The 18,896-nt window shown below is 68.2% G+C and carries 20 protein-coding genes; 7 read left to right on the top strand and 13 right to left on the bottom strand.

Annotated elements, in window-relative coordinates:
- Nucleotides 1–41: 41 nt before the first annotated feature.
- Complete coding sequence (locus tag ACWEKR_RS30145) at nt 42–1,406, top strand: cytochrome P450 (RefSeq protein ID WP_452357331.1); 1,365 nt, start codon at nt 42–44, stop codon at nt 1,404–1,406.
- Nucleotides 1,407–1,461: 55 nt separating this feature from the next.
- Here the strand turns inward: ACWEKR_RS30145 and ACWEKR_RS30140 are convergent, their stop codons facing one another.
- The 7 genes from ACWEKR_RS30140 to ACWEKR_RS30110 all read right to left on the bottom strand — a co-directional run bounded on the left by ACWEKR_RS30140 (nt 1,462) and on the right by ACWEKR_RS30110 (nt 8,761).
- Nucleotides 1,462–2,688, bottom strand: coding sequence for a cytochrome P450 (locus ACWEKR_RS30140; protein ID WP_452357330.1), 1,227 nt, complete (start codon nt 2,686–2,688; stop codon nt 1,462–1,464).
- 31 nt (nt 2,689–2,719) lie between these two features.
- A complete protein-coding gene (locus tag ACWEKR_RS30135; RefSeq protein ID WP_452357329.1) occupies nt 2,720–3,835 on the bottom strand; it encodes an NAD(P)H-dependent amine dehydrogenase family protein in 1,116 nt (371 codons plus the stop codon).
- Between the two features lies 1 nt (nt 3,836).
- Nucleotides 3,837–5,438 (bottom strand): acyl-CoA synthetase, encoded by a 1,602-nt coding sequence (locus ACWEKR_RS30130; RefSeq protein ID WP_452357328.1) that lies wholly within the window; start codon nt 5,436–5,438, stop codon nt 3,837–3,839.
- A gap of 24 nt (nt 5,439–5,462) precedes the next feature.
- Complete coding sequence (locus ACWEKR_RS30125) at nt 5,463–6,713, bottom strand: hypothetical protein (RefSeq protein ID WP_452357327.1); 1,251 nt, start codon at nt 6,711–6,713, stop codon at nt 5,463–5,465.
- 5 nt (nt 6,714–6,718) lie between these two features.
- A complete protein-coding gene (locus tag ACWEKR_RS30120; RefSeq protein WP_452357326.1) occupies nt 6,719–7,270 on the bottom strand; it encodes a nuclear transport factor 2 family protein in 552 nt (183 codons plus the stop codon).
- Nucleotides 7,270–7,497: a ferredoxin gene (locus ACWEKR_RS30115; RefSeq protein WP_452357325.1), complete on the bottom strand. Its 228-nt coding sequence runs from the start codon at nt 7,495–7,497 to the stop codon at nt 7,270–7,272. Before ACWEKR_RS30115 ends, ACWEKR_RS30120 begins: the two co-directional genes overlap by 1 nt.
- A 61-nt stretch (nt 7,498–7,558) precedes the next feature.
- Entirely contained in the window at nt 7,559–8,761 is a 1,203-nt protein-coding gene (locus ACWEKR_RS30110; RefSeq protein ID WP_452357324.1) for a cytochrome P450, read from the bottom strand.
- A gap of 451 nt (nt 8,762–9,212) precedes the next feature.
- Between ACWEKR_RS30110 and ACWEKR_RS30105 the strand changes: the two genes are divergently transcribed.
- A complete protein-coding gene (locus ACWEKR_RS30105; RefSeq protein ID WP_452357323.1) occupies nt 9,213–9,791 on the top strand; it encodes a TetR/AcrR family transcriptional regulator in 579 nt (192 codons plus the stop codon).
- A gap of 16 nt (nt 9,792–9,807) precedes the next feature.
- Here the strand turns inward: ACWEKR_RS30105 and ACWEKR_RS30100 are convergent, their stop codons facing one another.
- The gene (locus ACWEKR_RS30100) at nt 9,808–9,948 is read right to left on the bottom strand and encodes an SDR family oxidoreductase (RefSeq protein ID WP_452357322.1); all 141 of its coding nucleotides are present in this window, start codon (nt 9,946–9,948) and stop codon (nt 9,808–9,810) included.
- Between the two features lie 177 nt (nt 9,949–10,125).
- On the opposite strand from ACWEKR_RS30100, the gene ACWEKR_RS30095 reads away from it, so the two are divergent.
- Both ACWEKR_RS30095 and ACWEKR_RS30090 read left to right on the top strand, forming a co-directional pair.
- Nucleotides 10,126–10,509 carry a helix-turn-helix domain-containing protein gene (locus ACWEKR_RS30095; RefSeq protein WP_452357321.1) on the top strand — a complete coding sequence of 128 codons (384 nt, stop codon included), beginning with the start codon at nt 10,126–10,128 and terminating at the stop codon, nt 10,507–10,509.
- 189 nt (nt 10,510–10,698) lie between these two features.
- Complete coding sequence (locus tag ACWEKR_RS30090) at nt 10,699–11,466, top strand: hypothetical protein (protein WP_452357320.1); 768 nt, start codon at nt 10,699–10,701, stop codon at nt 11,464–11,466.
- 54 nt (nt 11,467–11,520) lie between these two features.
- On the opposite strand, the gene ACWEKR_RS30085 is transcribed toward ACWEKR_RS30090, so the two are convergent.
- The gene (locus ACWEKR_RS30085; protein ID WP_452357319.1) at nt 11,521–12,015 is read right to left on the bottom strand and encodes a hypothetical protein; all 495 of its coding nucleotides are present in this window, start codon (nt 12,013–12,015) and stop codon (nt 11,521–11,523) included.
- Nucleotides 12,016–12,213: 198 nt separating this feature from the next.
- Here ACWEKR_RS30085 and ACWEKR_RS30080 point away from each other — a divergent pair, with 198 nt between their 5' ends.
- The gene (locus tag ACWEKR_RS30080; RefSeq protein WP_452357318.1) at nt 12,214–12,864 is read left to right on the top strand and encodes a DUF6968 family protein; all 651 of its coding nucleotides are present in this window, start codon (nt 12,214–12,216) and stop codon (nt 12,862–12,864) included.
- A gap of 193 nt (nt 12,865–13,057) precedes the next feature.
- A complete protein-coding gene (locus tag ACWEKR_RS30075; RefSeq protein WP_452357317.1) occupies nt 13,058–14,422 on the top strand; it encodes a WS/DGAT/MGAT family O-acyltransferase in 1,365 nt (454 codons plus the stop codon).
- 48 nt (nt 14,423–14,470) lie between these two features.
- On the opposite strand, the gene ACWEKR_RS30070 is transcribed toward ACWEKR_RS30075, so the two are convergent.
- A complete protein-coding gene (locus tag ACWEKR_RS30070; RefSeq protein WP_416382606.1) occupies nt 14,471–16,582 on the bottom strand; it encodes an AMP-binding protein in 2,112 nt (703 codons plus the stop codon).
- A 293-nt stretch (nt 16,583–16,875) separates the two neighbouring features.
- Between ACWEKR_RS30070 and ACWEKR_RS30065 the strand changes: the two genes are divergently transcribed.
- Nucleotides 16,876–17,109, top strand: a complete 234-nt coding sequence (locus ACWEKR_RS30065) for a hypothetical protein (protein ID WP_452357316.1) — start codon at nt 16,876–16,878, stop codon at nt 17,107–17,109.
- Between the two features lie 6 nt (nt 17,110–17,115).
- Here ACWEKR_RS30065 and ACWEKR_RS30060 read toward each other — a convergent pair whose 3' ends face one another.
- Genes ACWEKR_RS30060 through ACWEKR_RS30050 form a run of 3 tightly spaced genes read right to left on the bottom strand, consistent with a single transcriptional unit; the run spans nt 17,116 to nt 18,858 of the window.
- On the bottom strand, nt 17,116–17,955 hold the full coding sequence (locus ACWEKR_RS30060; protein ID WP_195090063.1) for an RNA polymerase sigma factor SigF: 840 nt from the start codon (nt 17,953–17,955) through the stop codon (nt 17,116–17,118).
- Entirely contained in the window at nt 17,945–18,379 is a 435-nt protein-coding gene (locus tag ACWEKR_RS30055) for an anti-sigma factor (RefSeq protein ID WP_452357315.1), read from the bottom strand. Before ACWEKR_RS30055 ends, ACWEKR_RS30060 begins: the two co-directional genes overlap by 11 nt.
- Nucleotides 18,379–18,858: a Dps family protein gene (locus tag ACWEKR_RS30050; protein ID WP_452357314.1), complete on the bottom strand. Its 480-nt coding sequence runs from the start codon at nt 18,856–18,858 to the stop codon at nt 18,379–18,381. The genes ACWEKR_RS30055 and ACWEKR_RS30050 overlap by 1 nt, the downstream gene beginning before the upstream one ends.
- Nucleotides 18,859–18,896 lie beyond the last annotated feature (38 nt).

The following is an 18,896-nucleotide window of genomic DNA, read 5'->3' as shown; positions in this document are numbered from 1 at the left end:
TCCATCATAAACTTGGACACTTATCTGGGGAAGGATTTCCAATGACTCTGGTGAAACCACCGCGGGTTTCCGGAGGCGACCACGAGCACGGTCATCTGGAGGAGTTCCGCGCCGACCCGATCGGGCTCATGCGCCGAGTCCGCGCGGAGTGCGGCGACGTCGGCTCGTTCGACCTGGCCGGGCGCCAGGTCATCCTGCTGTCCGGCGCGGAGGCCAACGAATTCTTCTTCCGCTCCGGCGACGACGAACTCGATCAGGCCGCCGCCTACCCCTTCATGAAGCCGATCTTCGGCGAGGGGGTCGTCTTCGACGCCAGTCCGGAACGCCGCAAGGAGATGCTGCACAACCAGGCGCTGCGTGCCGAGCACATGCGCGGGCACGCCGCGACCATCGCCCGCGAGGTCGAGCGGATGCTCGCGCGCTGGGGTGACGAAGGCGAGATCGACCTGCTGGACTTCTTCGCCGAGCTGACCATCTACACCTCCTCGGCCTGCCTGATCGGCGTGAAATTCCGCAACGACCTCGACGACCGCTTCGCCCACCTGTACCACGACCTGGAACGTGGCACCGATGCCCTGGCCTACGTCGACCCGTACGCCCCGATCGAGAGCTTCCGCCGCCGCGACCAGGCGCGAGCCGAGCTGGTCGAGCTGGTTCAGGCGATCATGGATCGCCGGGCCGCCGGGCCGCCCACCGGCAAGGACGATCGGGACATGCTCGACGTGCTCATCTCGATCCCCGGCGACGACGGCGCACCACGTTTCAGCGCCGGCGAGATCACCGGCATCTTCATCTCCATGATGTTCGCCGGTCATCACACCACCTCCGGCACGGCGGCCTGGACGATCATCGAACTGCTGCGCCACCCAGAGGTGCTCGGCCGCGTGGTCGCCGAACTCGACGAGCTCTACGCCGACGGCTCGGACATCAGTTTCGGCGCGCTGCGCCAGATCCCGGTGCTGGAATCCGTGCTCAAGGAGACGCTGCGCCTGCACCCGCCGCTGATCATCCTGATGCGGGTGGCGCGAGGTGAATTCGACGTCTGCGGCCATCGGATCGAGCCGGGTGACCACGTCGCCGCCACCCCCGCGATCTCGAACCGGATCCCGGAGGACTTTCCCGATCCGGACGCGTTCGATCCGGGCCGCTACATCGATCCCGAACAGGCCGACCTGGTCAACCGCTGGACCTGGATCCCGTTCGGCGCGGGCCGCCACCGCTGCGTCGGCGCGGCGTTCGCGCTGATGCAGCTGAAGGCGATCTTCTCGTTGCTGTTGCGGGACTGGGAGTTCGAGATGACCCAACCATCCGACAGCTACCACAACGACCACTCCAAAATGGTCGTGCAGCTCGCCCAGCCCTGCACCGTCCGCTATCGCAGGCGCCGCAGGGACGGCAACGGCTGACGGCGCGGCCGGGCACGCGAGAGCTCCCCGTCGGTGACGGGGAGCCCACACGGATCTACTCGTAGCGCACGCGCCAACTCTTGATGCCATTGATCCACCCGGACCGCAGCCGCACGGGCTCGGCGACTTCCCGCAGATCGGGCATCGCGTCGGCGATGGCGTGGAACATGAGATCGATCTCCAGTCGCGCCAGGTTCGCGCCCACGCAATAGTGAGCGCCGGTGCCCCCGAAGCCCACATGCGGATTCGGATCCCGCAGCACGTCGAACGTGAACGGATCCGTGAAGCCCTCCTCGTCGAAATTCGCCGAACTGTAGAACAATCCGAGCCGCCTGCCTTGCCGGATGTGCTGCCCGCCGAGTTCCAGGTCTTGCGTCGCGGTGCGCTGGAAGGCGGTCACCGGGGTGGCCCACCGGACGATCTCGTCGGGTGCGGTGCGCGGACGCTGCTGCCGGTAGATCTCCCACTGCTCGGGATGGTCGACGAACGCCTTCATCCCGTGCGTGATGGCGTTGCGCGTGGTCTCGTTGCCCGCCACGGCGAGCAGGATGACGAAGAAGCCGAACTCCTCGGAGCCGAGCGCTTCACCGTCCACGTCGGCGTGCACCAGCTCGCTCACGATGTCCCCCACCGGGCAGGCGCGCCGCTGCTCGGCCATGTTCCAGGCGTAGCCGAGGATCTCCGTGGAGGCCATGGCGGGATCGCCGTATTCGGGATCGTCGTAGTTGAGCATCTGGTTGGACCAGTCGAACAGCTTGCGCCGATCCGCCTGCGGCACGCCGATCAGTTCGGCGATCGCCTGCAACGGCAGTTCACAGGCGACCTGTTCGACGAAGTCGCCGCTGCCGGACTTCCTGGCCTCGTGCACGATCCGCGCGGCGCGTTCGGTCAGCGCGGCGCGCAGGCTCTCCACCGCGCGCGGGGTGAAGCCCTTGGAGATGATCCGCCGGATCTTGGCGTGCTTGGGCGGATCCATGTTCACCAGCAAGGCGCCGGTGAGCGCCATCTGCTCCGGCGTGATGTCGCCGGGCAGCCGGATGATGGCCCCGTTGCGCTCGGAGGAGAACAGCTCCGGATGCTTCGAGATCTCCTTGATGTCGGCGAGCTTGCTGACCACCCAGTAGCCGCCGTCGCGGAACCCGCCGGAGGACTCGTCGGACTGCGCGTTCCACCACACCGGGGCGGTCCGGCGCAGCTGCGCGAATTCCTCGACCGGACTGCGGTTCTCCCACAGCGCCGGGTCGGTGAAGTCCCATCCGACCGGTAAGGCCGGTGCTGCCATTGCTACCTCCTAGATGAAACGAGCACGCCGGTCAGCGCAGCGGAGTTCGCCGCGCGGCGTCGGGTTCGGGCGCCGCGGACCCGTCGCCGGCGGCCCCGCGCAACGAGGCGGCGGCGCGCCCCGCCACGAGCGGCAGGTCGAGACAGGTCCGCACACCCGGCGGTGCGGCGACCACGTAGGGGATCGAATTCACGCAGTGCATGGCCGTGGCGACAATGCCGGGGTTGCGTACCAGACCGGCGGCGGCGCTGTGCGCGTGCATGCCGGTGAACGTCACCGTCGCACCGGGATCACCGACGATCTCGACCTCGTAGCGCTCACCCGCCGGTCCGAAGGTCCATGGCGGATCCAGGTTCTCGGTGCCCATGAACCAGTTCACCGCGGCCGTGATCACCGGCGCGCCGCGGACGGTCCCCTGCCAGCGGAAGCGCTGGGCCGCGACGCGTCCCGGCGCGATCGGGCCGATCGGCGAATCGATCGGCGCGGTGGCCACCGCGGTCTCGTGCGTCACCCGCACCTGTTCGTCGAGCGCGATGCCCAGCGCTTCGGCGATCATCCGGACCGACTGGCCGTAGCCGCCCGCGAGCACGTCGGCCATGACGCTGGTCGCGGCCTGTTCCGGCGTCGCGCCGAACAGCATCCAGTCCCGGACCACCTCGGGCGCGCCGTAGGTGCGGATGTCGGAGAACTCTTCGGCGCGGACCGCGGTGATCCGCCCCGACAGCGCCGACACCACCAGCGGGATCTTCTCGGTGATGCCACCGGGATGTATCCCGGCGCCGTGCAGAGTGACTCCGGCGGCACGGCACAGCTCGTCGTATCGCCGCCGCTCCGCGCCGCCCGGATAGAACCAGCCCAGCGGGGTGACGACGTTCTTGCCGGAGCGCAGGATCGCGCGCATCGTCTCGGTGTCGGCCAGGAAAGGGCTGTACAGCACGCAGTCGGCCGGTGTCGCAAGCAGACGGTCGGCCTCGGTGGTCGCGCGCACCCCGACCGGTGGGCGGCCGACCAGCTCACCCAGGTCCATGCCGTCCTTGTCCGCGCTGTGCACCCAGGCTCCGGCCAATTCCAGCTCGGGATGGTCGAGAATGCCCTCGACGGCGGCCCGCCCGACCCCGCCGGTCGCCCATTGGATCACTCGGATCATGTCAGTCCGCCTTGTGGTCGGGCCCTCGACCGGCTACGTACCGCTCGGCCCACCGGTAGTCGGGTTTGCCGCTGGGCGCGCGCACGATGGCGTCCGCCACCCAGATCTGTTTGGGCACTTTGTATCCGGCCAGGAAATTGCGCACGTGCGCGTGCAAGTCGGTGAACTCGAGCCGCCCGGGACCGGACAGCGACACCACGGCGGCGACCTGATGCCCCCAGCGTTCGTGCGGCACCCCGATCACCACCGCGTCGTAGATCGCTTCGTGACTCTTCACCACACTTTCGACCTCTTCGACGAACACCTTCTCGCCTCCGGTGTTGATCACCATGTTGCCGCGGCCGAGCAGCGTGATCGAGCCGTCGGTCTCGGCGCGGGCTCGATCGTCGGTGACGACCATGCGGACGCCGTCGACGGTCTTGAACAACTTCTCGGTCTTCGCAGGGTCCTTGTAGTAGCCGATCGGCACGTTGCCGGTCTTGGCCAGCCAGCCCTCCGATCCGGGCGCGACCGGACGGCCGTCGTCGTCCACGACGACCGCGCCGCGGCCGGTCTGCACGCGGGGGCCGCGGGCGGGGTCGTCGTCTTTCCGGGCGAAACCGATGCCGCCGAAGCCCGTTTCGGACGATCCGATGGAATCCGAGACGACCGCCCAGGAAAACTGCTCCAGCAGTGCGTTCTTCACCGGTTGCGACAGCAGCGCGGCGCCGGAGGCGATCGCGAGCAAAGACGAGGCGTCCGACGGCTCGCGCTGATACGCCTCGATCAACGGCTTGGCCATGGCGTCGCCGGTGATCACCATAACCTGAGGACGTTGCTCGGCGACGGTCCGCCAGACGCGCGCGGCGTCGAAGCGGGACTCGAAGATCACGGTGTTGCCCGACCACAACGCGGTGAAGGTGGGCATCATGGCGGCGGCGTGGATCAGCGGCGGCAGCACCAGCCACCTGCTCGGCTCGACCCCGGCTCCGGTGCGAGATTGCTGGAACTCGTCGGCGACCGGTTCGCCGCTGTAGAAGTCGATGCCGCCGCCGAGGACCCGCCACATGTCCTCTTGCCGCCACATGACGCCTTTCGGCATGCCGGTCGTCCCACCGGTGTACATCACGAACAGGTCGTCGGCGCTGCGGCGGACCGCCGGACGATCGGCAGGCCCACCGGCGAGGGCGGACTCGTAACCGGCACTCTCCGCGGTGGTGCCGAATTCGTCGGCGACGCAGATCGTGTGCCGCAACGTGGGTGTCCGCGCACGGGCTTCCCGCACGGCGTCGGCGTAACAGGAATGGTGCACGAGCACTTCGAGATCCGCGTTGGCGTAGACGTAGGCCAGTTCCGCCGCCCCGTACCGGTAGTTGATGTTGATCGGCACCGCCGCGAGCTTGAAGCACGCGATGAGCGTCTCCATCGTCTCGATGCTGTTGTGCATCTGGAAACCCACGTGCGTTCCCGCTGCGACGCCGACGCTCGCCAGATGGTGCGCGAGCCGATTGGCGCGGACGTCGAGTTCACCGAAGGTCACCCGGCGGCCGGACTGGATCAGCGCCACCCGCTCGGGCATGGCGTCCACGGAATGCTCGAAGAGGTCGGCGAAGTTGTTGGCCATGTCGTTCCATCTCTGGGTGGGCGGTCACACGACGGTGAGCGGCAGGGGTATCCCCCGGTCGGTGAAGGTGAAGGCGGCGCCGGTGCTGAACCGGGTCAGCGCGACCTCCGTCGCCTCCCGGAACGGTTCGTCGCCGAGCGTGACGACGGCGCGCCAACCCTGCGTACCCGCGGCGACGACTTCCGCGGAGAAGCGCGGGTTGACGCCGCGGACCAGCGTGTTCAGCGGCTCCAGATGCTCGGGGTCGAGCATCGAGGGCCAGGTTCCGTCGGTGCGCGCGCCGCTCGTGGCCGGGAACATCACTGTGACCGCACCGCCGGACTCGTCGATCTCGACGCCGGTGTAGGCCGATGGGTTCAGCGCCGGATGCAACCGCAGCACCGTCGCGAGCGCGGCGGCGTCGTCACCGAGACCGAGGCAAGTGCGCAAGCGTTCACTGGTCAGCCCGGCGATCCCCGCGAACTGTTTGCGCCCGATCGCCAGCGCCGCCGCGGCCTCCAACCGGGCGCGCACCGCGATCATGAAACCGAGGGTGAGCAGATGATGTTGCAGGCACACCTCGTCGGCGAGACGGACCAGCGCGGAGCGGGAGAAGTCCGCGAAACGCACATCGCTGAGCAGCGGGCCGGAGTAGTCCGGCCGTCCTTCGTCGTCCCGGTCGATATCGGCGAGCTCGAGTCCGGCCGCCGCCGACCGGGCGACGAGGTCGGCGTTGGGCGGCACCGGCGGCGGCACGTGAGCGGGATCGATGACGACTGTCCACGCGCACACCGGCGTGCGGTCGGCCGGACGGCGGGGCGGGCGGTGGATCGGCCGGACCTGGGCGTGCGGGTTGGTGGCCAGCGCGGTCGCGTCGAAGGTCGGGTCTTCGATGTCGTGGCACATCGACACGACGAAGTCATCGCCCATCGGTTCCACGTCGGCCAGGGCACCGCAGTGGTCGAGCCAGAACTCGCCGCGGTGGTGGTCGTCGACCCGGAAACGGAAGTCCATGAACTGCGGTGGCGCGCCGATGTCCAGTTGCAGGCCCTTGAAGATGGTCTCCACGCCGTCGCCGGTGAAACCGAGCGCCCGCTGCATGCGCCGGGTGTAGACCGGGCTGGCCACCTGCCACTCCTCGATGGCGATCGCGGTCATGCCCTCGCGGCCGAAGGCGGCGATCGAATGGGCCATGCCGGAGCGGTCGATGAGGTGCCCGCACAGGAGCAGCTCGGGAACCAGCGCCGCCAGGGTCTCCCGGTCCAGGTCGGCGAATCGGCTGTGCGGTGCGGCCATGTCGGTCACCACAGCGGGACGGGGGATTCGCCGACGCGATACCAGCCGGGCAGCGGCTGACCGGAGACCGAGCGCTCGATGCGCTTCTGCATGCCCGGCGTCAGCGCCTTGTTCGTGATCATCTCCAGGAACAGCGCCGAGACGTTGCCGAAATCGAAGAAGTCGCGCTGCCAGGACCATTGGAAGTCGCCCGCGTAGCGGAACCAGCTGCCGCCGATGCCCTCGGGCGAGTAGTTGCGCCCATCCGGACGTGTGGCGTCGCTGACCTGCTTCCAGAGTCCGATGACGTTGCCGGTGCGGTCGTCGACCACGAACTCCTGGTAAGGGTAGGTCCAGCCGTCCAGCCCGGCCATCTCCTGGCCGAGGGCCAGGTCGCGGATCTCGTCACGCCCGACGGCCATGAATTCCTGGGTGGGGCCGTAGTTCCAGCCGTAGGTGGCGTCCTCGGTGTACATCTGCGCGAGCGGCTTCCAGTCGCCCTTTTCCTCGCAGCGCTGGTTCTCCACGATCCAGCGCTGGATCATCTCGTCGAGCTCGGCGCGGTCGAAACCTGGCATCAGTCGGTACCTTTCGGGGAGGAGTCGGTCGCGGCTTCGCCGGCGATCGACAGGGCTTGGGTAGGGCAGTAGCGGATCGCGTCCGCCACCGTGGGCCGGAGGCCGGCGTCCGGCCTGTCGTCGAGGATTTCGACCCGGCCGCGTTCGGGCACCCGGAACACCTCCGGCGCCTCGGCCTGACAGACCGCGTGCCCCTGGCACAGATCCAGGTCGGCCCGGATTCTCATGACCGGCTTCGCGCGATCCGGCGCGGCGAGCCCGGCATGCGGATCCGTTCGGATCGGCCGCTCATCGCGTCTCCACGGTGACGGGCAGGTGGGCGAAACCACGCACGTTGGACGAATGCACGCGTTGGATGCCGTCGGAAACGATGCCGAAAGTCGCGACGCGCGAGGCGAATTCCCGCAACGCGATGGTCGCTTCCAGCCGGGCCAGATGGGCGCCGAGGCAGAAATGCACTCCCGCGCCGAAACTCGCCGAACCGGACTTGTCGGCGCGATCGATCCGGAAACTGTCACCGTCACCGAACACATCCGGATCACGGTTGGCCGAACCGATCAGCAACAGCACCTTCGACCCCGCCGGGATCGTGCCGCCGTGATAGTCCAGATCCTCGGCCGCCATGCGCGCCACCATCTGGCTGGAGGTGTCGTAACGCAAGGTCTCTTCGACCCAGTCCGAGACCAGAGCCGGGTCCGCGGCGACCTTCGCGTACTCCCCCGGATTGCGCGCCGCCCAATACAGTGCGTTACCCAGCAATTTGGTGGTGGTCTCGTTTCCCGCCACCACCATCAGAAACAAGAACCCGATGATCTCCTCGTCCGACAACCGGTCGCCCTCGATCTCCGCGTCCAGCAGGGCCGAAGTCAGATCCTCGCGCCGCGCACGCCGACGCTCGGCCACCATCCCGGCGTAATAGACCAGCAGCTTCATCGACGCCTCCGCCGCGGCCACCGGAACATCCAGCACACCGTCCTCCCGGTGCACCACCAGATCGGCCAACCGCCGAATCTCCACCCGATCCGCTGCCGGGACCCCCATCAATTCCGAGATCACGTCCATCGGCAACTTGCCCGCCACCGCATCGATCCAGTCGAAACGACCGCAGGCCACCGCGGGCTCCAGATACGACAGCGTCAGCTCCCGGATCCGGTTCTCCATCTCCGCCACCCGCTTCGGGGTGAACCCCTTGAACACCAAGCGCCGCATGCGCATATGCCGCGGATCGTCCATCGCCAGGAAGGACATCACCCGATGCGCATGCGGCCCCCACGCCGCCGGATCCAGTGACACCCCGTTCGCACTCGACAACCGCACACTGTCCCGGAACGCCCCGACCACATCCGCATGCCGCGACAAGGCCCAGAACCCCAGATCCGGGTTGTGGTACAGCGGCGCCTCCTCCCGCAGCCGCCGATACGTCGGATACGGATCCTCATGGAACCCGTAGTCATACGGATCGAACACCAGCGGCTCCACCGCAGCGGTCATCGCCCACACTCCCAAACCGAGAACACGTTCTGCGCCGGGTGCGGCGGAATCGCGCACCGGAGAGACACATAGCTGGACATGTGTCTGGACGGTACCACTCACGCATTTTCAGGACAATCCCGAAGGAGCGATCTCTTCGAATCCGGGATCGACAGCGTCCATCACGTCAAGAAACAAGAACGCGTTCTTGCCGGTCGATGCCGATATGACTACATTCCGAACAGTTGTCCAGACACCGACGGTACGGCAGCCGACCGGCTCCGCCTGCGACATGACAAGGGGTGCGGCAGACGGAAGACGGACACATCCGGCAAGCCGACCGCCATGGGGCGGCCACCCGCATGGACGCCCGGCCGTAGCGCTCATGCGCGGGCAGTCCGCAGTGGCCGGACACACCTGTTTACCCAGCACGGAAGTTGCCGGAAGAGAGCGACAACACTAGTCTAGACAGATGTCCGAAAGCTATTCCATAACCGTCGAGGCGACGCGGCGGCGCTTGTCCGGAAAACAAGCCGACACCGTCGAGAAGCTCACCAGATCGGCGTTGGAAGTGCTTTCCCGGGAGGGGTTCGCGGGCATGACCATCCGGATGGTCGCCGCCAACGCCAAGGTCGGCACCGCCACCGCCTATACATATTTTTCCTCCAAGGAGCACCTGGTCGCGGAGATCTTCTGGCGCAGGCTGCGCGCGACGCCCTCGCCCGTCAGCGAGGATCCGGATGCCACCGTGCGCGTGATCGCCGAACTTCGCAGCATCGCGTTGCTCGTCGCCGACGAGCCGGAATTGTCCGGCGCGGTCACCAGCGCACTGCTCGGCCGCGATCCGGATGTCGAACATTTGCGGGCCCGCATCGGTTTGGAAATCCGCGCCCGGCTCGCGCATGCGCTGTCCGGAAATCCCGACGCGGACATTCTGAAATCGCTCGAATTGCTGTACGCGGGCGCGCTGGTCCATGCCGGGATGGGCTACGAATCGTATTCCGACATCGCGAACCGCATCGAGCGGTCCGCGATGCTCATCCTGCAGTGACGCGGCGGGTTGCGCGTCACTGCCCGGCCACGCCCGATTTCAGCGACGCCCCGCCGTCGACGAACATCTGCGAGCCGGTCACATAGCCCGACTCGTCAGAGGCCAGGAACGTGATCGCGTGCGCGACGTCCGAGGATTCGACGAAGGGAATCGGCATGGCCCTGCGGCCGGACGACGAGGCGCGCTGACCCTGCGCCCGGCGCGTCGAACGCGGTCCGCACCCGCGCTCCCCCCATGATGTTCAGCGTTCCCGGCGCGATGGGCGTTGTCCGCCGCCGGAGCAGTGCGACGCAATCGATCGACTCGACAGAGGATGGGAGAGCGTGTGGCGAAAATGGGTAGGCGGAAACGGTCCCGGCTGATCACCAGCGGAATGCTGCGCGAGAAGCACCGGACGGACGAGCCCGGCGAACCGGCGCAACCAGCGCCACCGGCACCGCAGCTTCATGACGAGGTGGAGACGGAGGTCGCGCTCGACCTCGACGCGCTCGCCGCGCGAGTGCGTGCGCGACGGCGGGAGCGGAAGTGGACCCAGGCGGACGTGGCGGGCAACGGCGGCCCGCCCGCCAAGCTGGTCAGCGAGATCGAGCGGTCGCGCAACGCGTGCCCGAGCGCCGAAGTGCTCGACCGGCTCGACGCGGGACTCGAGTGGCCGCCCGGCACCAGCGCGATGATCTTGCGTGCCGAGCCGGCAAGCGAACTCGCCGCGGCGCGCTGATCGCCGATCCGAAAATCGGCCGGTCGGAGAATTATTCGGTATCTCCGACCGGCCGAGCCGGAACGCTCATAGGTTGCTGTGGGCGCTGATAGGCTGCTCAGCGACCCTGGACGACTGCTCTTGCGCCGCCGGAGTGCGCGGGTCCGGCCGTGCTGGACGCAGGTGTGAACCCGATGAAGGATTGGACGAATGATGCAACTCCGCGGCACCACTGCGGCAGCGATACTCGCCATCGGCTCGCTCGCCATCGGCGCGGGCGTCGCTCACGCCGAGCCGGCTCCCGACATCACCTACTCGGCCAAGATCGTCGAGCAGACCGTGGTCGCCGCACTCCGGGGCGGGACCTTCGAATTGTCCAAAGCGCTGCGTGACCAGCCTGCTGGTGACGAGCACGCCCGGCTGACCGAGCGCGACGGCGTGCTCGTCGACGCCACGGGCGCCCCGGCCGACATCGCGCAAGTGATCGACGTGGTCGACATCCGCGACCACGACGGCCATGTCGCCATGACATTGCCGCTCGACTTCCGGATCGCGGGCGCCGCCATTCCGGTGCGTCCGGAGGTGAAAAAGGACGGCACGGTGCTGGAGCTGAAGCCGACTCGGCCGGAAGGCATCGCGATCGCCGAACCGCTGGTCGCCACACCGGTCGCGTCGATGACCGAGAATCAGCGTGCGCGTGACGAATTCGCCAGTCAGTTCGGACTCGCCACCGCCATCGGCGGTTTCGTCGGCACCGCCATCGGCGCCACGATCGGCTGCCTGGTCACCATCGCCGTCGGTTGCGTGGCCGGCCTGCTGACCGGCGCGAGCCTCGGCGGCATCCTCGGGACCATCGCGGTCGGCGGGCCCACGCTCGTCGTGGCGGGCGTCGACCTGCTCACCACGTTGCAGGCGGCCGAGGGAACCACCCGCTTCGCCGACAAACCCGTGCAGGCCACGCCCGCGCAACCCAAGTGATTCCGTCCCGGCGGCGTGGCACGCCGCCGGGCGAGACCTCCGACGACCGCGCCGCTACAGCGGCGCGGTCGTCGTGTTCGAGCGCCCCACGCGCTCGTCGTTGATCAGGTGATAGGCGCGCCCCAGATCATCGAGCGCGCGCTCCCATCTGGTGTCCGCGTCGTGGCCGCGGGGATTGCGGCTGAGCAGCAGCAGGACCTCGGCCGCGTCCGCCGACCGCGCGGCGGCGTCCAGCAGCACCGGCACCGGGTCCACGGTGGTGCCCGCCGCCAGTGCGCCGATCCGATCGTGCAGCCAGTGCGCGTCGAAACGTACCTGCTCGGTGGGGTTCTCGCCGTTCACCGGGAGGGTGCTCACCGCCGCGACCCTGGCGGCCTCCTCGTCGTCCATCGTCGTGGTGACGACCTGACGCAGCTCACTGCTCGCGATCCGGTGTAGCAAACCGATCAATAGGACGCGCTCGGCGTCCGCACCACGCAGACCCGTGTCGCCCAGCCGCCCGCCGACCTCCTCCGGGTCGACGCGCAGGATCGACAGAACCGCTCGCAACTGCGCAATCGTTACCACTTCGTCCGCCCCTCCTCATCGTCGCGGCCCCACCATCACACCTCGGCGACAGCCTGCCAAACCCGAGGCGCGTTAACCGTCCGGTAGCCCCTTTGCCGGTCCGGCGTGTCTTAGCCCTGCGGTCCAGGTCACCTCGAACCGCAGGATAAACCGGGGTCCAACTTGGGTACTCCAGACATCATGAGAGCGATACCGGCGCGGGTCACTGGTGACACGACCACGCCCGCAGTGCGCGAGTCCGAACACGGCGGTGCGATCGCGAGCACGAAATGGCGGCGGATCAGGGAGGTGATCGCCACCCGCACCGTAGCCGACGCCACCCGAGAAGTGTCGATCGAGGTGGGAAAACCCCAGATGGCACCGGGTGACACCGGCGTGGTGTGCGGATTCCGCATCCAGGGCATCGGCGAGCGGTGGGCGCACGGCGCCGATTCGATCGCCGCGCTGTACCGCGCTTTCCAGGAGATCGCTCGAGAGCTGCGGCAGGCCAACATCCACGGCGCGCACTTCGCCGTGACCGAGCCCTCCGATCCCGGGTTCCCGGCCGCCCCCACCCGTCCGTCGCGCGCCGCCACGACGGCCGTGCACGAACCGCAGGCTCTCATCGCGGCCCGCACGCTGCGCGATGCCGAGAGCTCGTTGTCGATCATCATCGGCAGGCCCTACCTGGCGGCCGACCGGCGCAAGCATCTGTGCCGGTTCCACATCAGCGAGCAGGGCGCGTCGGTGGCCAGCGGCGTCGACGAGATCCAGGCGCTGCACAACGCGATCAGCATGATCAGCGAACGCCTCGAGCTGCCACAGGATTGGCCGGTCAGCCGCCTGTCCTGAACTCGAGACGCACAATTTCGCGACGAACCGCCCAGCCGGTCCGGATTCGGCATCGAATCATCGGTTGGTGGATCGTCGTTCGACCGGTGCGGCATCCCGCGCCATGAGCAGTCCGGCCGCCCGTCGCCGACCTTCCGCCACGTCCTGAACCAGACCGTGGCGGAGTCGCAGCGTCGCCAGGAGGGAACTGCCCATGGAATTCATCTCGCCGGTGGACGCCCTGTTCCTCGTCGCGGAATCACGCGAGCATCCGATGCACGTCGGTTCGCTGTCGATCTTCGACCCCGCGGACGGCACGGGGCCCGAGTTCGCCCGGCGCGCGTACGCGACGCTGGCGGCCGACCAGAACTTCCACCCTATGTTCCGCAAGCGCCCGGCCCGGTTGTTCGGTACGCCTCAGCTGGCCTGGACGGTGGACGACGCCGTCGAACTCGACTACCACATCCAGCGCTGGGCACTGCCGGAGCCGGGCGGCTTGGACGCCGTGACCGAGGTGGCCGCAGGGCTGCACAGCACCCTGCTCGACCGGCACCGGCCGCTGTGGGAAGCGCATCTGATCGAAGGGCTCGCCGGCGACCGGGTCGGCTTGTACGCCAAGATGCACCACGCGCTCATCGACGGCGTCGGCGCGCAACGGCTGTTGCAGCGCACGCTCACCACCGACCCCGAGTCCGGCGAGGCGCTGGTGCCCTGGCATCTTCCGCTGTCCACCGGGCGCCGCGAGCACGAACCGGGCAAGCACACGCTCGGCGCCCGCGCGCGTGCGCTGCTCGCCGCGGCGGGGTCGGCGCCTTCCGCGCTGCGCCTGGCCCGTACCGCACTGCTCGAACAGCAATTGATGCTGCCCTTCGCCGCGCCGCGCACCATGTTCAACGTCCCGATCGGCGGCGCCCGCCGGTGCGCCGCCCGCTCCTGGCCGCTGGACCGGATCCGGCAGGTCAAGAAGATGACCGGCACCACCCTCAACGACGTGGTCCTGGCCATGTCGGCGGGCGCGCTGCGCGCCTACCTGCTCGACCATGTCGCGTTGCCGGACAAACCGCTGGTCGCCATGGTGCCGGTCTCGCTGCGTGCGGAATCCGATGACGGCGCGAGCGGGGGCAACGCCGTCGCGGCGCTGCTGTGCAATCTCGCCACCGACCTGGCCGACCCGGCCGCGCGGCTGGCCGCGATCAGCTCCTCGATGCACCGCAGCAAGGAGATCTACCGCGCGCTCTCGCCCGTGCAGGCGGTCTCGCTCTCGGCGCTGACGCTGAGTCCGCTCGCCTTGTCGCTGCTGCTGCCCGCCACGGTCGCGCTGACCAGTCCGCCGTTCAACATCGTCATCTCCAATATCCCGGGGCCGCGCGAACCCCAGTACTGGAACGGCGCCCGTGTCGCCGCCAGCTATCCGCTGTCGATCCCGTTCGACGGCCAGGCGGTGAACATCACCCTCACCAGCAGCGCCGACAGCCTGGACATCGGCATCGTCGCCTGCCGCCGCAGCGTGCCCGATGTGGCCAGGCTGCTCGACCATTTGGAAGCCGCGCTGACCGATCTGGAGGACACCGTCTACTGAGCGCGGACGCTGCCGTGGTGGCGAGACCTCGTCGCCGAGCAGGCGGGGTCAGGAGGAACTCGCCGTCCCCAGCCCATTGATCGAGGGCGGCAGCTCCGGTTTGGTCGCGCCGGGGCCGGCGAGCAGACGCTTGAGGATCTTGCCGGTGTCGCCCCGGGGCAACGCCGACAGGAAGGTGACGTCCCGCGGGACCGAGAAGCGGCTCAACCGATTGCGGATATAGGTGCGGACCATATCCGAATCCAGCCCCGCCCCTTCCCTTTTCACCACGAACGCCACCAGCCGCTGACCGAACTCGTGGTCCGGCACACCCACTACAGCGACGTCGCTGACCTGCGGCAAATGCGCGAGCGCCTCTTCGACGGGACGCGGGAAGACGTTCTCGCCGCCGGAGATGATCATCTCGTCGTCGCGCCCGGCGATGAACAGCCGCCCCGCGGCGTCGAGATAGCCGAGGTCGCCGGTGTCGAGCATGCCGTGCGCCTCGTCCGGCGGCGCCGAGTTGACGTAACCGTCGAACAGCATGTGGTTGCCGACGAAGATGTGGCCGGTGGCCCCGATCGGCAGCCTGCGATGATCCGGCCCGAGGACGGCGACCTTGGTGCCCAGTGGCGGGCGTCCGGCCGTGGTCGGGGATGTGTGCAGGTCCTCCGGGGTCGCGATCGTGGCCCACGAGACCTCGGTGGAGCCGTAGACGTTGTAGAGGACGTCGCCGTAAGCGTCCATGAAGCGCTCGACGGTCGCGCCGGCCAGCGGCGCACCACAGCTGATCATGTGCCGCAGGCTGGAGGTGTCGTAGCGGCCGCGCACGTGCGCGGGCAGATCCAGGATGCGCTGCACCATGGTCGGCACCACGATCACCGTGTTCACTTTGTGCTCGGCGATGCGTCGCAGGCAGTCCTCCGCGTCGAACCGTTCCGCGAGCACCACGGTCGCGCGCAGCGCGGTGCTCAGTTGTAAGCCGGCCAGCCCCCAGGTGTGGAAGAGCGGTGCCGGGATCAGCATGGTCTCGTCCATCTGCATCGGGATGCGCGACAGCAAGGCCGCGATAGACCCGAAGCCTTTCGGATGCGGCCTGCGCGCTCCCTTCGGCGTCCCGCTGGTACCCGAGGTGAGCACGATGAGCCGGCCCGGCTGGGCAGGCGTGCGAAAGGTCGTGTGCCCCTCGGCCACGAGTTGGTCGACGGTCGTCCGGTCCGGCACCGGGGGGCGTTCGTCGGTGTTGTAGCGCGGGATGTCGGCGTGCAGATAGCGCACCAACTCCTCCAGGTCACCGTCGACGAACAGTGCCGACAGCCGGTCGCGCTGGACGATTTCCTCGATGGTGCGGCCCGCGAGTCCGGAATTGAGCAGCGCCACGTCCACGCCCAATTTGCCTGCGGCGACCATGCATTCGACCATGGCCGCGTGATTGCGCGCCAGCAGGCCGATGGCGTCACCCGGACCGAGGTCGTGCGCGGCCATCGCACCGGCCAGCGCGTTGGTCCGCTCGTGCATGTCGGCGAAGGACCGGGTGCCGCGATCGTCGATGACGGCGATGCGCTCCGGCGTGGACGCCGCTCCCGCCGCGTACCCGCCCGCCAGGTTGAACCCCCACTTCGCGAGCGAGCGCAGCTGTTTGAAGCTGCGATCCAGACGTACCGGCAGCACGACGCCGGTGGCCACCATCTGCCGCGCGACGCCCGCGTTACGCCGGATCGGCGAATCCTCGCCGTTGACGACCAGGGACGTCCGCGCGCCCTTCGCGACGTCGGCCACCCGCTTCAGCCCGCTCTTGGTCCAGTCCGCGATCGCCACGTTGGACAACTCGGCCACGCGCGGGTGCACCCGGCTCGGGGCGAAATAGGTAACCGTGACCTTGGTGCGCTCTTCGTCGCCGTGCAGCCGCACCGACGCGAAACTGCCCAGCGCGGCGTACTGCATCTCGAAACTCTCGTACCACCGGCCCACGCTCAACCGGATCTGGTGGGTGCGGATGCCGGACCGATAGGTGCCGACGCGCATCTGCCAGACCACGGCGCCGTCGGCCGACTGGATCTGCTCGCACGCACCTATGCCGGTGAACATGCGCGGATACGTCTGCGGTTCGAGCAGCAGATCCCAGATGGTCTTGCGGGCGATCGCGAACTCGGCGACCACATCGATGACATCGGTAACCAACTTGTGCACTTCTCGTCGGCCGGTTCGAAGAACTTCGGGTCGGCGGGTAGCTCCTTTGTAACGTCAGTCACAGATAAATTCAAGTAGCCCCCAGCTCGTCGCCACTACCAGCGACACGCAGGAAATACGCTGCGATTGCCCAGCATTCACCTGCACCTGGGAACCGGCCCAAAGCACGCGCGCCGCACCTGTGAATCAGCCCAACGATCACGGAAACGTCCGCCGTGCGCCGACGGCCGATCCTAACGTCGCAGACGCCTGCTCGGCAGGACCGCACGCTGGCTGGAGAGGTTATGAACGACAAGCCCGCACGACGAATCGCGCACTCCCGGACCGAAGAGATCCTCGATTTCTTCGGCAAATGCCGAGCGTGTGGCTATCCCGCTTACGCGGCCACCACCACCATGCGCTACGAAGACGGCGGTATGGAGACCAAGGTCATCGCCAGTTGCGCCCTGCCGTGCGGCTGGACGGGCGAGGTCTCCGCCACGCCGATGACCGAGTCGGCCGCCCGGCCGGGCGCCTAGGCGGACTCAGGCGGCGCTCGACGCGAGTTCGTCAGAACCTGTCGCGCGCTCGCGCAGGTTGCTCAGAATCCGGGCGAGGATGCGCGAGACCTGCATCTGGGAGACGCCCAGCTGCTCGGCGATCTGGCTCTGGGTCCGGGACTCGTAGAAGCGCATGATCAGCACCTGCCGATCGCGCGGCGGCAGCTCGGCGATCAGGGGACGCACCGCCATCGCCTGCTCCAGCAGGTTGTAACACGGTTCCTCGGCCCCGAGCGTGTCGGCGAGCGACTGCGGCGCACCCTCGGCGTCCTCTCGGCCGCCGGTGTCCAGTGAGTTGGTCTGATAGGCGTTGCTCGCGATGAGCGCCTGGGTGACCTCACCCAGTTCGACGTCCAGCTCTTCGGCGATCTCCCTGGCCGTCGGCATCCGGCCGAGGCGGTGCGACAGCGCTTCGGTGGCGGGGCCGACGCGCAGCTGAATCTCCTTGAGCCGGCGCGGCACTCGCAACGACCACGTGTTGTCCCGGAAGTGCCTGCGCACTTCGCCCATGATCGTGGGAACCGCGAACCCGAGGAACGAGCTGCCGCGCGAGACGTCGAACCGATCCACCGCGAGCACCAGCCCGACCCGCGCGATCTGCAGCAGGTCGTCGTAGGCCTCACCACGGCCGGAGAACTTGCGGGCGATGTGCTCGGCGAGCGGAAGACAGCGCCGCGTCACCTCCTCGCGCAGCGCGGCGCGGTGGGGGTCGCCCTCCTCCATCGCGGCCATCTTCTCGAACCACGGCTCGATGTTGTCGTAACTGTCGCCCGCGCGGGTACGGCTCGCCGCATCATTTCCGTCGGTCGTGAACTCACGTGTCATCAAATGGTCCTCGTTCCCAACTGAATTCGATAACGGTCGGGTACCCGCCGAGATCGGAATCAAAAGGGTCACGGGAAATCGACCGGGAACTGGTGAGCATGCGCACCAATTCCCAGCTCAACGGGTCGCTTTCGACCTCGGCCCCGGCGACCGCGTCGACGCGCACGCTCATCCGGCCCAGGCCGTAGGTGAAGGCGCAGCCGAGCGTCGAGCCGGGGACGGCGGCCGCGATCAGCATCGTGGCCGACTCGTTCATCGCCAGACGGATGTCCGCGGCCGCGTCCAGCGGCACCTCGGCCACCAGGCAGACGGTGTCGCTCAACGCGCGGATCAAGGCCAGGTGCCGCGCGTCGGCGGGGATCCGCACCGCGACCGTGGTGGTCTCGGTGGCGGGCGCGCCGAACGCGCATGTGATGACTCGCATCAGACCGTGGCGAGCTGCGCTTGCCACATCCAGTGCAACTGCTCCAGCCGGGCCGCGATCGCGAGGAACAGATCCTGGGTCACCGGATCGGCTTTCTCGGTCGCCGCGATCCGCTCACGGAGCCGCTTGATCACGGCGGCGAGGTTGCCGACGATCGTGTCGATGATGTCGGTGTCCTGCTGCCAGCCCTCGCCGATGCCGAGCGCGCCGGAATCCTTGGCCACCGTCGGGGCGCGCCCGTCGGGGCTGACGCCGACGGCGGTGGCGCGTTCGGCGGCCGCGTCGGTGAACTCCCGCGCTGCGGTCACCAACTCGTCCAACGCCAGATGCACCGATCGGAAGTTGGAGCCGACCACGTTCCAGTGCGCCTGCTTCGCGATCAGCGACAGGTCGATCAGGTCGACCACCGTCGCCTGCAGAGTCTCGCCCGCGATGCGCTGCTGCTGCGGGTCCAACGTACTGGTGATGGGTTGGGACATCGTTTCGAACCTTTCTGCCGTCGATCGGGTCATCGACG

The organism is Nocardia sp. NPDC004573, from assembly GCF_053602135.1.
This window is presented reverse-complemented; position numbering and strand designations above follow the sequence as displayed.